This is a genomic window from Verrucomicrobiia bacterium, from assembly GCA_036268055.1.
Taxonomy (GTDB): Bacteria; Verrucomicrobiota; Verrucomicrobiia; order Limisphaerales; family Pedosphaeraceae; genus DATAUW01.
In genome coordinates, this window is sequence record DATAUW010000020.1 from 25157 (window position 1) to 39894 (window position 14738).

The following is a 14738-nucleotide window of genomic DNA, read 5'->3' on the forward strand; positions in this document are numbered from 1 at the left end:
CCCGCCATTTATATATCCGTCCTTAGCCGTTCCATGTTCTATCAAAGAACCGTCCCCACCATGCCATATCCCTCAAACCCAGTCCACCCTTCCATAGGTTACAAAATGAAAATTTCTTGGACCTCAAAACGAGCCATTCTTCCATCCCTTTCACCGTTTAATCTCTCCACCGTCGGCTCCGCCAACCCATCGCGCCCCAACTAAGGGAGGGCGAGCGTACTCGCGAGCCGTAAACAAACCCACCCGCTCCACCCGTCCATAACCTCCCGAAAAACCCACCGCTTCTCATTAATCTCCAGCTTCAGCGGGGGAACCTGCAACTCATCCAAGCCCACTATCCCGAGCGCAGCGAGGCCACCGCATTCCCTGGAACCAACCTCTCCAAACCTCATTTGTCCCGTCCGTCCCTTAGTCCTCTACCTGCCGTCATCTGCACCACGCCACAATTCGCTTGCCCTTCGCCGGACGGCGTTTAATGTGATACGCAGCGTCCATGACGCCGGAGAAAACGCCGTGAAGGTTCGCGGCCGCAAAGCCTAAGAAAATTAAATGTCAGCGTTGAAATTATTTTTTAGCCAGGGACGGAACGAGCCTTTCAAAATTTGCGCCGTGATCGCGCGCGCCGCGGCGGTGTCGCTTTGCGGATTTTTCGCGTGTGCCGCGCCCGAGGCTTTTGCGCAAACGAACATTCTGGAGATTCCCATCACGCGGCAGGCGCCCGTGACCCCCACCAGCATCACTTATGGCCCGGACGGCAATTATTGGTTCACCGAATCTGCCGGCGACAATGGCGTCATCGGACGCATCAATCCAACGGATAATTTATTTGGCGAAGTCGGCCTGACGAATAATCCCAACGCCCTGCCGCGCGGCATCGTGACCGGGCCGGATGGCAACATGTGGTTCACCGAGCAGGGCGCGAACGCCATCGGTCGCATGCAGACCAACGGCAATTATTTGGAATATCTTTTGACGAATATTGACGCGACTCCCGCTACCATCACTGTCGGGCCAGACAGCAATCTTTGGTTTATCGAATACAAGCTCAGCAAAATTGCCAAATTTAATCCTTACAATCCGACCAACAACCTGCGGCAGGTGATTTATCAGGAATACGGTCCGTTTGAAACCAGCACACGCTTCGGCGCGCCGGGAACGAACGCCGAATTGTATGACTTGACGAGCGGTCCGGATGGAAATCTTTGGTTCACCCAGGCGACTTACGGCGAGGTGGGCAAGCTGACCACGAACGGCGTGGCCACTTTATATACGGTTCCCTCAACCAATAGCCAGCCGCTCACCATCGTCACCGGGCCGGACGGCGCGATGTGGTTTACCGAATTCAATACGAATCAAATCGGGCGCATCACCACGGACGGAACCTCCATCAAAGAATTTACCATTCCCTTATATCCGGGCGCAGCCAACTTCCCGGAGCCCTATGACATCATTACCGGACCGGATGGAAATATGTGGTTCACCGAATATCTCGGCAGCGCTATCGCCCGTCTCACACTCAACGGCATCGTCACGATTTTTCCGACGCCCACGCCATTCTCGCTGCCCACCTATCTCGCCACCGGCGCCGGCACACCCGGCGGAGATTCCAATATTTATTTCGGCGAATTCGCCAGCGAGGGCAGCACGACCATTGATGACGCCATCGCCTTGTTATACGTCTCGCAATCGCTGAATTTCACGAATGGAAATCTCACCGGCTCGGGGACGTCCTTCAACGGTCTCCTCGGCACGTTCCAGAACTCCACCGCGATCAATACCGTGACCGTTTATTGGGGCGACGGCACCTTCAGCACCCTTGGCTTCAATAATGCCACCGCCAATAGCTCGACGACCATTACGAACATCGTCATCGCCAATTCCATGACGAACACCAACACGCTCACCGTGACCAATGTCACGCCCATCGCCACAAACGGAAACAACGGCACGTTTCAAATTTTTGCCAACCACGCCTATCGCAGTATGACGAATTATTCCATCGGCGTGCAGATCATTGATGCGCGCGGCGACTACATGGTGGCCACCAATCTGGTGGCGGCGCCAAGCGGCGGCATGGTGGCATTTCACATGAGCGGCACGAACATGGTGTTAACCTGGCCCGGCGCGAATTTCATCCTCCAATCAGCGCCGTCTCCCGCCGGTGCCTGGAACAATATTTCCGGCGCCACGAGCCCGTACACCAACGCCGTTTCCAGTTCGCCAAAATTTTTCCGGTTGAAAGCGTTCTAAGAGTACCGAATCCGTTGGGAGCGCGGGTCTGCGACTCGCATCAATTTCCGCAAAGATTGCCGCTTCCGACTGGCACATGTTTTGGCACACCCAAATCCTGTTTTGCTGTCCGATCGGCTCCGCTTGACTCGCTGCCGTTCGTAAATAGACTCTCCTCATGTATTTGAAAAATAATTCCGGCCATGCCTCGCAGCGCGCCGTTTCCCCGGCATGAGAAAACCTTCCGTCCTCATCATTTTTCTGACCGTTTTCATTGACCTGATCGGTTTCGGAATCGTCATTCCGTTGCTGCCGATCTACGCCAAAAATTTCGCGGCCACCGGCCTCGAGATCGGCGCGCTCATGTCCACCTTCTCGCTGATGCAATTCGTCTTTGCGCCCGTGCTGGGCCGCCTCTCGGATCGCATCGGCCGCCGGCCCGTGATCCTCACCAGCACCGCGGGCGCTTGCATTTCCTACGCGATTTTTGCCTGGGGTTCGGGTTTGCCCAGCCGCAACGGTCTCCTGGTTTTATTTCTCTCGCGCGCTTTCGCCGGCTTGTGTGGCGGCAACATCGGTGTGGCGCAGGCCTACATCGCCGACATCACCCCGCCCGAGCAGCGCTCGAAAAAAATGGGCCTCATCGGCATGGCGTTCGGGCTCGGGTTTATTCTCGGCCCATTCTTTGGCGCGAAAGCGCGGCAATATTTTGGCCCGGCCGGCCCGGGTTGGGTCGCTTCCTCGTTTTGTGCGATCAATTTTATTCTCGCGACCGTCATCCTGCCGGAAAGCCGCAAGCCCGGCTCCGAACATGTCGCGCCGCGCCCGCATCTCGATCAATGGCTTCACACTATGCAAAAGCCGAAAGTGGGTTTGTTGATCAGCGTGTTTTTTCTCGCGACCTTTTGCTTCACCTGTTTCGAAACCACACTCAGCCTGCTCGTGCTGCAAAAATTCGGCGTGGACCCCGAGACCACCGATGGCATCAAAGTCGCGGCGCATCTGTTCATGTTCGCGGGAATTGTCGGCGCGGTGTTCCAGGGCGGCGCGACCGGGCGATTGGTCAAGCTGCTCGGCGAACCAAAACTGGTTGCCGTCAGTTTATTGTGCGTCGCATTCAGCCTCGGCCCGATGCCTTTCGCGAACACCTGGACCCAAATCTATTTGCTGCTCGCCTTGCTCGCCATTGGCTCAAGCATGACGCGCCCGCCCGTGTTCGGCATGATTTCCAACCTCACCAGTTCCAATGAACAAGGCGCGACGATCGGCGTGGCGCAAAGCATGGGCAGCCTCGCGCGCATCCTTGGCCCGATTTTTGCCGCGACCCTTTTCGTCAAAAACCCCATCCTGCCGTACGCGTCCTGCGCCGTCGTCGCCTTGATCACTGCGCTGCTCGCGTGGGCGCAACTGCCGAAAAATTATCATCCGACTCATGCGGCCAAAGTCGAAACCGTGCCGGAAGCCTAAGCTCGCGAGCCTTCGTTTTGCTTTCGCGCAATTTTTTTCGCTGGTGTTGTTTGCCATGTTGGCCCTGCCATCGCGGGCCGAAACCAATCTTCGCTTTGAAGTGGGAATAAAAAAGGGCCTGGCCACCGCTCCGCAGAATGGCCGGCTTTTAGTCGTCCTCAGTCGAAATGAAAGCGATGAACTGTGGCCGACCTTGGATGATCCCGGAACTAACACGCCTTTCGTGCTGGCGCGCGACGTGACCAATTTTATCGCCGGCGCAACCGGTGTTCTCGACGGCAAATCAATCGCGTTTCCAATAGCAAATCTTTCCCAGCTTCCTGCGGGTGATTATTTTGTCCAGGCATTGCTCAGCGTGAACGAAGATTTGCGCAGCCCGGATGCACCCGGAAATTTTTACAGCGCGGCTCGAAAAACCCGTCTCGATCCAGCGCTCGGCGGCAAAGAGGTTTTGGAATTGTCGCGGCAGATTCCCGCTGAAAAATTGCCGCGCGACGCCAAGTTGGTGAAATTCATAAAAATCCCTTCACCATTGCTGAGCCAATTTTACGGCCGTCCGATCTACCTGCGCGCCGGAATTATTTTGCCGCGTGATTTCGCCCGCGAGCCGCATCGCAAATATCCCCTTTGGGTTCGCATCGGCGGATGGGGCGCGCGTTACACGTCGGTGAACAAATTGATGGGCGATGAATCCGAGTTCAGGGCAAACTGGCTCGCGGACAAAACCCCCCGCATGATTCTTTTGCAGTTGGATGGCGCCGGGCCGCTGGGCGACCCGTATCAAGTCAACTCCGCGAACAACGGGCCTTACGGCGACGCCATCACGCAGGAATTGATTCCGTACGTGGAAAAAATGTTTCGCGGCATCGGCAAACCCCGCGCGCGAACACTCTCGGGATTGTCCACCGGCGGATGGGTGTCGCTCGCGCTGCAAATTTTTTATCCCGATTATTTCAACGGCACTTGGACGTTTTGCCCCGACCCAGTGGATTTTCGCGCGTTTGAATTGGTCAATATTTACGAGGACGATAATGCCTATGTGAACCAATTTGGAAACGAGCGGCCCAGTGACCGTACTGTGCTGGGTGACGTGCGCCTGACCATGCGGCGTGAAGTGCGAATGGAGAATATTCTTGGCGCGGGAGACAGTTGGACGATGTCCGGCAAACAATGGGGCACGTGGAATGCCACTTTCGGCCCGCGCGGTGCGGACGACCGACCATCCGTTTTATGGGATCCGCAGACCGGCATAATCAATCACACCGTGGCCGAACAATGGAAAAAATATGACCTGCGTTTGGTGCTCGAAAAAAATTGGGCGACGCTGGGCCCGAAACTCCAAGGCAAACTTCACATCTCCGTCGGCGACGCCGACAATTATTTTTTGAACAACGCCGTGCATCTTCTCGACCAATTTCTTTCGCAAGCCGATCCCCCGTTTCGTGGCCGGATTATTTACGGGCCGGGCAAAGGTCATGCGTGGATGGACATCACGACTTCACAAATGATGCGCGAAATGGAAGCGGCAACCGGCGGCCCGCGAGGCAACTAATTGTTTCGCGCCGCAAATCAGCCGCGCATTTCCTCGGGATCGAGTCCCACGCTACGACACCACTCGGCATAAGCGAATGGAGAAATCTCCGAAGGCTTGATTTCACTGCGTCCGCCCCAAAAGACATTGGTATAGCTGAGCGGAATGCCAATGCTGCGCAAATGCTCGTCAATCGCCGCTTTGTGTTGCAGCACCAATTCGCGGTCCGTGCCGTGCGCGACGCCCATGATATTGACGTTGCGAAATTCCGTCCCCCCTTCGCGCCAGTAAGCGTGAGTGAGAATGTGATGACGTCCGACTTCGCGCCCGGCTTCAATCTCGCGCCCCGCAGGCACGGCCCAATGAAACAGCGCATTGAAACGCGTAACGCGCTCTCCACTGGCGAGCGGCTTGACGTGTTCCAAAAAAGTTGAGAAGCGGCCAATGACCTTGCGGCGATTCAAGTCGTCCGCGATCTTGCAAAATTCCTCGAGCGAAACTTCGGCTTCGTCGGCGCGCGCCTGCCAGATGTTTTCGACAATTTCCTCGGGATCGAATTCGCGCTTCAAGGCGGTGAGCACGCGCCACTCGGATTCGTTCAACTTCACGACGTTGACATCCATGACCTCGGCAAGTTCGTCGGCCTTGCTGCCCGGCGACATCCCGCGGCGGCGGATGTGGCCGACGCCGAGCGCGAAAAGTCGCTTGGCCGGCATAAGAAGAAAATGTTCCGCGCCGATTTTTTGCGCCAGAAATTCCCCATGCTTTTGCATCGAAAAACCCTGCGGCACTTTCAACGTCGTCCAAAGTTTGTAATTGGAACCGGGCGTCGCGGGATCGGCGGAGCGGAGGACGACGTGGCCGGAAAAGGGATCATTCTGAAACAAGTAATCGAATCCCGCATCGAGTTTTTCAGCGGGAACCTGCCACGCAACCAGCGCGCCCGGAGCGAGATTGGTCGCCATCAACGTCTGGCGGACGCGGCGAATGATGCCGGCCTTGACCATCGCCTGAATGCGTTCGATGACAATCGGAACCTCGACGCCCGACAAACGGGAAATTTCACCGAACGGATCGCGCTGGAAACCTTGGAGCTTGTCTTCGGAAACAGCAAGAATGCGGGCATTGATGGGATCGCCAATCTCAACGGGCACGGTAGTTAAATTCATTCAGCCATCAATATAACAGAACGGAAAAACTTTCCAATAATGGAATTGGCACGCAGAGAGCCGCACTTTGCGCATTGAGCCTTGCGCAAATTGGTGGCATGTTCCGGCAATGGACAAGCCGCCAGTCATGCACTCGCTTACGCGCGCTGAATTGAAAGATTTGCAGGCCGCCAAATCGTTGCTTGAACATCCGGGCTTCACAATTCGCATGGCAAATCTCCTCGGCGGTCCGGTCGAAAAAGGTTTCGCGTTGCTGCCCGCCGGTTGGTCGAACATCGTCAACCGCGCGACGAAATCGGCATTGATGAAATCGCTGCAAGTGGCTGTCGCGAGCCTCGGCAATCGCAAGCCGCGCAAGTCGCGGGAGAAACTTCACAAGCTATTGATCGGCGCGTCGGGCGGAATCGGCGGTGCGTTCGGCCTCGCGGCGTTGCCGGTCGAGTTGCCGGTATCCACCGCGATCATGTTGCGCTCCATCGCCGACATCGCGCGCAGTGAAGGTCATGATATTTCGCAACTTCAAACCCGGCTTGAATGCCTGGAAGTTTTTGCGCTCGGCGGACGCACTTCAAGCGACAACGCCGCCGACAGTGTCTATTGGATGACGCGTGCAGCATTGACCAAATCCGTGGCGGACGCCGCAAATTATCTCGTGGAAAAAGGCACGGTGGACGCGGCAGCCCCAGCGCTCATTCGCCTCGTCAATGCCATCGCGTCCCGCTTTGGCGTGGTGGTATCCGAAGAACTCGCGGCGAAGGCGGTCCCAGTGATCGGCGCGGCGGGTGGCGGACTGGTGAACGTGCTGTTCATAGATCACTTTCAGGACATGGCGCGTGGTCATTTCATCGTGAAACGGCTGGAAGCGATTCACGGTATCGAAAAAATCCGCGCGGTGTATGAAGACTTGCCCACGTAAATAAAAACGGCGCGCCGTTGTGCACGACGCGCCGTGTCGAAAATAGTTTCTTACGAAGCGTAGAGGCGGGCGACTTCCGGCCAATTCACCACGTTCCAAAACGCCTTCAAATAATCCGGGCGCTTGTTCTGGTATTTCAAATAATAGGCATGTTCCCAGACATCGCAGCCAAGAATGGGTTTGCCTTCGCAAGTGGCGATGGTTTTGCCCATGACCGGATTGTCCTGGTTCGCGGTCGTGGCGATCTCAAGTTTGCCGCCGTTGACGACCAGCCAAACCCAGCCGCTGCCGAAACGGGAAGCGCCCGCGGCTTCAAACTTTTGCTTGAACACCTCGAGGCTGCCAAAAGCGGCGTTGATGTCATCGGCCAATTTTCCCGTCGGCGCGCCACCGGCGTGCGGGGCGAGCATCTTCCAGAACAGCGAGTGATTAAAATGGCCGCCGCCGTTGTTGCGCACCGCGGCGCGGATATCATCGGGGACATTGTCGAGCGCGGAAATGAGTTGCTCGACGGTCTTGCTTTCGAGACCGGGTTTGCCGGCGATCGCCTTGTTCAAATTGGTGACATAAGCATTGTGATGCTTGTCGTGATGGATTTCCATCGTCGCAGCGTCAATGTGCGGTTCGAGCGCATTGTTCGCATAAGGCAGAGGAGGTAGTTCGTAGGCCATATTATCTATAGTTTGGTTGTTTTGATCCGTAATGAATTAACAAGGTGAGACTGTTGTTAATGCAAAGACAGCATAGCCGAGAAGGCCAGTTCTCACAAGGGCATTTGATTTTCAATTTTGTACGAGCTTTTAGTGAAGGTGAAACGGCCATTAAAATTGTTATTTAATAGACCCGGCGCGATAATTTCCGCGAGGAACAAATCTCAAAAAATTTCGCTGCTCAGCTTTCACGCCCAATTTAATTCCTGCAAAGCCTGAACAAGTTCCGGTCTCATAATCCACTCGTAATGCCCGTTCTCATTATGCAGCATTTCCTCGTTGCCATAAGCCAGCGTACGCCACCAGTGGCGCTCACCTGACTTGACGGGCTTAGGCGCGTAATGGAGTACATCGGCGACGTGGTGAGCCAAAATGCCATACTGCATGTTAGCGGAAGAATAATTTGGATAGCCAACTTCCTCTGCGAGCTTGGACGCAGTAATGGTGTGTCTAGGGGCTTGGCAATGGGCTCTAAGCATTTTTGCAAAGGGAATCATATCAGGAACTTTGTCACGGACAGCGCGCAACGCCTCTTTGAATTGTTCCGACCCGGCTATTGGCGATGGGTCATCAAATTCAGTATATGGCATATCAAAATAGAACCACGCTGGTATAAAAAACACCAGCAACAAACTAATACTGAACAATTTTGGGTTGGATAGTGAATGAAGATGGGGATTCGGCGATCATAGTCCGCCGCTACAGGGGAGGTTTAATTCCCAGCAAACTCTACGAAATTTTTTAATAATTGCAGTCCGACCGCCTGGCTTTTCTCGGGATGAAATTGCGTGGCGAAAACATTATCGCGGCAAACGGCGGATGCGAACGTCTGCCCGTGAGTCGTGCGCGTGGCGATGATGCTTGAGTCCGTCGGTTGCGGGAAAAAACTGTGGACAAAATAGACATGACTGCCTGAGCGAATGCCCTTGAACAAGGGACAATCCGGTTGCGCAATCTCGATCTGGTTCCAGCCAATCTGCGGAATCTTCAAGCCGGATTGCTCGGTGAAACGCACAACCTTCCCGCCGAAAATTCCCATGCCCGCAGCGCAACTGTTGAACTCCTCGCTCTTCTCAAACAACGCCTGATAGCCGACACAGATTCCGAGAAAGGGCCGCCCGCTCTGGATAAATTCACGCGAAGCCTCGAGCATTTCCTGGCGCTGAAGCGCGTTGAGGCAATCGTCGAACGCGCCCACTCCCGGCAGCACCACCGCGCGCGCATCTTTTAATTGTTCCGGACGCTGCACGACGTGGACATCGCCGCCCACTTTCAAAAGGGCCTTTTGCACGCTGCGCAAGTTGCCGGAACCGTAGTCAATCAGAGCAATCACGGACGCAGAGTAATTTCAGTCGCGCCCAATTTCAACCTGTGATTGCCAACTCGCGCTCCGTCTTGAGCCGCAACTGGCCGCAGGCGGCGTCAATGTCGTGGCCTTTCTCGCGGCGCAAAGTGGCGGTCACATCGCGCGCTTCGAGCGCGGCCAAAAATTCTTCCTGCACGGTTTCGCTGGGACGCTGCCAGTCGAGGTCTTCAACTTTGTTATACGGAATCAAATTCACTTTCGCATGAAGGCGATGCGCGAGTTCGCCGAGCGGTTTCGTTTGGTCCAAGCCATCGTTCACTCCCGCGATGAGAATATATTCCAACGTGATCATGCGCTCTTTTTTTTGCTGATAATACTCGCAAGCAGCAGTCAACTCAGTCAAAGGATACTTGCGATTGACCGGCATGATTTTATTGCGCGTCTCATCAGTGGCGCCGTGAAGGGAAATCGCGAGGCGAAATTGCAACGGCTCATCCGCGAGCTTGCGAATCTGTGGCACGAGTCCGCTCGTTGAAATAGTGATCTTGCGCGCACCGATGCCGCCGCCCCACGGCGCATTGAGGATGCGCAAGGCCGCGAGCAGATTGTCGTAATTCGCCAGTGGTTCGCCCATGCCCATGATGACAAGATTATTGACGAGGCGTTCAGCCGGCGGCGCTTCCGCGTTTTTTAATTTTGCATTTTTAATTTTTAATTCTTCCGCCTGATGCCAGCGTTCCGTCGCGAGAACTTGTTCAACAATTTCGTACACCTGCAAGTTGCGCTTCCACCCTTCGAGTCCGCTCGCGCAAAATTTGCAGCCGTACGCGCAGCCGACTTGCGTCGAGACACAAAGCGTATGGCGGTCGCTCGCTTCGCCGTAAAGCGCGGGATTCGCGGGGATGAGCACGCTCTCGATCAGCGATTGATCGTGGAGACGCCAGAGAAATTTTTGCGTGGTGTCGCGCGAACCTTGTTTGCGGACCAGTTCGAGCGTGTTGAGCGAATATTCTTTTCGCAACAAGTCGCGCAAGGCTTTGGGCAGATTCGTCATCGCATCCCAACTCGTGACGCGATGGACGTAAAGCCATTCGAGCAGTTGCGCGACGCGATAGGCGGGCTGCTTCCAGTCCGCGAAACGCGCGCGCAAACCGTCGGCGCTAATGGATTTGATGTCGGTCACCACGAACCAACTTAACCCAATTAAGAAATCAGGAAAGACGAAAGCGCGACAACTTGCTTATCCGCCGATTGAACACGGATGAAACACTGATTTAAAAACAGATTGGAATGACCAAATATCTTTTCTAGCGGTGTTCAATCCGTGTTTCATCCGTGGCTAACCTATTTCACGAGATAATATTTCTCGGTATATTCCTTGACCATGCGGCGGGTGCTGTATTGCGGAACCAGCGTGGCCATCGCGCGGCGGATCATTTGAATCCACTTGCGCGGAAGGCCCTCGGCATCGCGGTCGAAGAAGGTTGGAATGACCTGCTCGGTGAGCGCGGAATAAAGATTCGCGCTGTCCACGCGGTCCTGCTCGGCGACGGAATCAGAATTCGAATCCGTGCCGATGGCAAAACCATTCGTGCCGTCGTAGCCTTCGCGCCACCAGCCATCGAGGATGCTCAAATTCAGGCAGCCGTGACAGCCCGCTTTCATGCCGCTGGTGCCCGAAGCTTCAAGTGGCCGTCGCGGATTGTTCAGCCAAATATCGCAGCCCGAAACCATCTGGCGCGCGACGTGCACATCATAGTTTTCGATGAACACCAGATGCCCCTGCATATCGCTGAATTTGCTGAGGTGAATAATATGCTGGATGAAACGCTTGCCATCGTCATCGCGCGGATGCGCCTTACCCGCGAAGATGAATTGAATCGGACGCTGGCGGTCGCGCGCGAGCTTCACGATATTTTCGAGTTGCTGGAAAATCAGCGGCGCGCGTTTGTAAGTCGCGAACCGGCGCGCGAAACCGATGGTGAGCGCGTCGGCATTGAGCAGTTGATCAAGTGCAATGAAATCGCCTTGCGCATTGCGTTGGCCCTGAATGGCGAGCCGGCGCCGGGTGAATTCGATCAGTTCGCGGCGGAGGCGATAACGCAACGCCCAAAGTTCTTCATCGGAAATAAATGTCGGATCGAGAAGTTTTTTCCACAATTCCGGTGAATTGATCGCCTTGTCCCAACTCGTGTCCGCATTTCCCTGCCAGAAACGCGTGGTATCACCCGAGCCACTTTCAGCGCCGCCCGCCGCGGTTTGGCTGAGCTTGCTTCTCCAGAAACGCCGCACCGGACCTTTCATCCAGCCGAGCAAATGAATGCCGTTGGTGATATGGCCGATCGGAACCTGCTCAACGGGCACGTTCGGATAAAGCGGCTGCCACATGTGGCGGCTGACTTCGCCGTGCAACTCGCTCACGCCGTTCGCGGCGCGAGAGGCTTTCAACGCGAGCACCGTCATGCAAAACGGTTCGTGTTCGTCCTTGGGATTCACGCGGCCGAGCGCAAGCAAATCCTTCATAGGCAGCTTGAGCATGCTTGCGTATTTATGCAGCGCGTAATCCATCAAGTCTGGCGTGAAGCGATCATGCCCCGCCTCGACCGGCGTGTGCGTGGTGAAGATACATTGCTTGCGCGTCTCGGCGAGGGCGTCCGCGGCGCTTTTGCCTTCGGCCATTTTTTCGCGCATCAATTCCAGAGTAAGAAATGCCGCATGGCCTTCGTTCATGTGATACACCGCCGGCTGCAAACCCAGCGCGCGCAAAAGACGGATGCCGCCGATGCCGAGCAAAATTTCCTGCATGATGCGCGTGGTACTGTCGCCGCCGTAAACGCGCAAGGTCAGGTCCTTGAAATGCTGCGGATTTTCCGGGCGGTTGGTGTCGAGCAAATACACCGGATTGCGCCCCACGTTCACGCGCCACACCTGGAAGAACACCTGCGTCATCGTGATATCCACCGTGAGCAGGAGCGGTTCACCCTTGGCATCGAGCACGGGCTCGATCGGAAGATTTTTCGGATTGAGCAGCGTGTAATATTCCGTCTGCCAGTTGTCCTGGTTGATGGCTTGCTGGAAATAACCTTCGCGATAAAACAAACTGATGCCCGTAAAACCCAGGCCCAGGTCGCTGGCCGATTTAGCATGGTCACCGGCAAGGATGCCGAGACCGCCGGCGGCGATGGGAAGCGTTTCGTGAAAACCGAATTCCGCGGAAAAATAGGCGACCGGATTTTTTAACAGGCTGGGCGCGTGCTGCTGCGCCCAGGTGTTTTGGTCGTTCATGTAGGCATTGAAATTATCCAGCACCCGGCGGACGCGTCCGCAGAAATCGGCTTCCTGAAGCCGGACGCGCAATTCGTAAACCGAAACTTCGCGCAAGACGGCGACGGCATTGTGATAGAGATTTTGCCAACTGCGCGGCGACAATTCCTGGAACAGTTCCTGTGCTTCCTGGTCCCAGGTCCACCAGATATTATGGGCTAGTTTGTTCAGTCCCACGACCAACTCGTTCAGCTCGGCAGGCGTAAGCGGGGTTTTGCTCATAGGTTTTCAAGTTCAACGATTTCAGGTTCAAGTTCAATTCAAGTGGCGTTGCGCCCTCACAACCGACCATTAAAAGCTAGTTACGCGATGGAAGCTCCGCAAACAAAATCCATCGCGCGAGTGAGATTTGTTTTCGCGCGCGGCGGCCTTGTGGTAACTTGCGCACGCGTTTGTGAAAAAATACTGGCACGTCCTCAACATCGGCATACAGAACAACCTGACCTATCGGGTGAATTTTCTGTTTCGCACCGTGTTCGGCTTCGTGCCGCTGCTGGCCACGATTTATCTCTGGCGCGCGGTCTATGCCAGCAAACCCGCGGGCGCGGACGTGGGCGCTTATTCGTTGGCGGAAATGACGTCCTATTATCTCATCATCACCGTCGTAGATGCGCTCACGGCGGTCAGCGAGGACGACTGGCAAATCGCCGCCGACATCAAGGATGGCAACATCAGCCAATTCCTGGTCAAACCGATCAATTACCTCAATTACCGCCTGTGCCTGTTTTTTTCGAGCCGGCTCATCTACATGATGGTCGCGGCAATTCCGCTGGGAATTTTTATTTTTTGCCTCCGAAAATATTTCGTGCTGCCAGCCGAGCCGGCCAATGTGTTCTGTTTTTTCCTGTCGGTCGGCTTGACCGGGCTGCTGCAATTTTTCACCTCGTACGCGATGGCGATGCTGGCGTTTTGGGTGCTCGAAGTCTCAACCTTCATTTTCATCCTGTTCGCGTTTGAATACATCGCGAGCGGACATTTGTTTCCGCTGGATATTTTGCCGGTGGGTTTGCAACACGTCCTCGCCTTCACGCCGTTTCCGTATCAAATGTATTTTCCCGTGAGTATATATATGGGACGCATCACCGGCGATGCCCTCGTGCGCGGCTTGATCATCCAATTTGGCTGGGTGGTGCTGGCGTATTTGATCGCGCGCGTCGCGTGGTATCGCGGCATCCGGCATTACTCGGCGGTGGGCGGTTGAACAATGGATGAGCATGGCGAACGACGAAACAAAGGTAGCGCAGATGGAAGCGAATTCGCTGGGGCGATATTTGGGCATCTACGGCGCGCTCTGGAAAAACTCCGTCGCTCGCGAGATGAGTTTCAAATCGAATTTTCTCCTCTGGCTGCTTGTGGAATTTCTTTGGTTCGGCCTGCAACTCAGTTTCATCGGCGTGATTTTTTTGCACACGGAAAATATCGGCACCTGGACGAAATGGGAAGTCGTGCTGCTCGTCGGCGCAAGCCATTTCATCCAGCAGATTTTTCAATCGTTCTTTCTCGTGAACTGCACGAACCTTTCCGAGATGGTGCGGACGGGCAAGCTGGATTTTCTTTTGCTGCTGCCGGTGAACCCGCGCTTCATCATTTCCTTGCGGCAAGTGGACCTCGGCGGATTCGTTAATGCCACCTCAGCCGTTGCGATCATGGTGTTTTGCCTGCACAAACTCCATGTCGTCCCCGGCGCGATGCAGATTGCCAGTTTTCTGCTGCTGTGCATTGCGGGAATCTTGATTCATTATTCGCTCATGTTCCTGCTGGCGGGGCTGAGTTTTTGGACGGTGCGCGCGCAGGGAATCGTCTGGGGCTATTACAATTTATTCAACATCGCGCGCATGCCGGACGAGGCCTTCGGCGGATTGTTCAAGGCGTTTTTCACCTTCGCGATTCCCATGCTTTTGGTTTCAAACGTGCCGGTACGCGTGCTGCTGGAAAAAATCAGTTCGCCAAAGCCGATGCTCTTGCTGGTGGCGATGTGCGGAGTATGCTGGTGCGTATCAGAGTGGGGCTGGCGTCAATCCATCAAACGATATACGAGCGCGAGTTCGTGACGGATTTTTAACCGCGGAGACACGGAGGCGCGGAG

Annotated in this window: 12 protein-coding genes; 6 read left to right on the forward strand and 6 right to left on the reverse strand. The window is 55.2% G+C overall.

What is annotated here, in order from left to right; translation table 11 throughout:
* Positions 1–609: 609 nt before the first annotated feature.
* The 3 genes from VH413_14305 (at position 610) to VH413_14315 (ending at position 5248) form a co-directional block, all read left to right on the forward strand.
* The gene (locus VH413_14305; GenBank protein HEX3799863.1) at positions 610–2250 is read left to right on the forward strand and encodes a hypothetical protein; all 1641 of its coding nucleotides are present in this window, start codon (positions 610–612) and stop codon (positions 2248–2250) included.
* A gap of 210 nt (positions 2251–2460) precedes the next feature.
* Positions 2461–3696 carry an MFS transporter gene (locus VH413_14310; GenBank protein ID HEX3799864.1) on the forward strand — a complete coding sequence of 412 codons (1236 nt, stop codon included), beginning with the start codon at positions 2461–2463 and terminating at the stop codon, positions 3694–3696.
* The gene (locus VH413_14315) at positions 3662–5248 is read left to right on the forward strand and encodes an alpha/beta hydrolase-fold protein (GenBank protein ID HEX3799865.1); all 1587 of its coding nucleotides are present in this window, start codon (positions 3662–3664) and stop codon (positions 5246–5248) included. Before VH413_14310 ends, VH413_14315 begins: the two co-directional genes overlap by 35 nt.
* A gap of 17 nt (positions 5249–5265) precedes the next feature.
* Here the strand turns inward: VH413_14315 and VH413_14320 are convergent, their stop codons facing one another.
* Positions 5266–6396, reverse strand: a complete 1131-nt coding sequence (locus VH413_14320) for an Lrp/AsnC family transcriptional regulator (GenBank protein ID HEX3799866.1) — start codon at positions 6394–6396, stop codon at positions 5266–5268.
* A 109-nt stretch (positions 6397–6505) separates the two neighbouring features.
* Here VH413_14320 and VH413_14325 point away from each other — a divergent pair, with 109 nt between their 5' ends.
* Positions 6506–7312 carry an EcsC family protein gene (locus VH413_14325; protein HEX3799867.1) on the forward strand — a complete coding sequence of 269 codons (807 nt, stop codon included), beginning with the start codon at positions 6506–6508 and terminating at the stop codon, positions 7310–7312.
* A gap of 50 nt (positions 7313–7362) precedes the next feature.
* Here VH413_14325 and VH413_14330 read toward each other — a convergent pair whose 3' ends face one another.
* The 5 genes from VH413_14330 to glgP all read right to left on the reverse strand — a co-directional run bounded on the left by VH413_14330 (position 7363) and on the right by glgP (position 12874).
* Positions 7363–7983, reverse strand: a complete 621-nt coding sequence (locus VH413_14330) for a superoxide dismutase (GenBank protein HEX3799868.1) — start codon at positions 7981–7983, stop codon at positions 7363–7365.
* Positions 7984–8210: 227 nt separating this feature from the next.
* Positions 8211–8612 carry a hypothetical protein gene (locus VH413_14335; protein HEX3799869.1) on the reverse strand — a complete coding sequence of 134 codons (402 nt, stop codon included), beginning with the start codon at positions 8610–8612 and terminating at the stop codon, positions 8211–8213.
* A 122-nt stretch (positions 8613–8734) separates the two neighbouring features.
* Positions 8735–9355 (reverse strand): imidazole glycerol phosphate synthase subunit HisH, encoded by a 621-nt coding sequence (hisH, locus tag VH413_14340; protein HEX3799870.1) that lies wholly within the window; start codon positions 9353–9355, stop codon positions 8735–8737.
* Positions 9356–9386: 31 nt separating this feature from the next.
* Complete coding sequence (gene rlmN, locus VH413_14345) at positions 9387–10511, reverse strand: 23S rRNA (adenine(2503)-C(2))-methyltransferase RlmN (protein HEX3799871.1); 1125 nt, start codon at positions 10509–10511, stop codon at positions 9387–9389.
* A 161-nt stretch (positions 10512–10672) separates the two neighbouring features.
* Complete coding sequence (gene glgP, locus VH413_14350; GenBank protein ID HEX3799872.1) at positions 10673–12874, reverse strand: alpha-glucan family phosphorylase; 2202 nt, start codon at positions 12872–12874, stop codon at positions 10673–10675.
* Between the two features lie 172 nt (positions 12875–13046).
* Between glgP and VH413_14355 the strand changes: the two genes are divergently transcribed.
* Together VH413_14355 and VH413_14360 are read left to right on the forward strand one after the other, a co-directional pair.
* A complete protein-coding gene (locus VH413_14355) occupies positions 13047–13853 on the forward strand; it encodes an ABC-2 family transporter protein (GenBank protein ID HEX3799873.1) in 807 nt (268 codons plus the stop codon).
* Positions 13854–13866: 13 nt separating this feature from the next.
* Complete coding sequence (locus VH413_14360) at positions 13867–14703, forward strand: ABC-2 family transporter protein (GenBank protein ID HEX3799874.1); 837 nt, start codon at positions 13867–13869, stop codon at positions 14701–14703.
* The last annotated feature ends 35 nt before the right edge of the window (positions 14704–14738 follow it).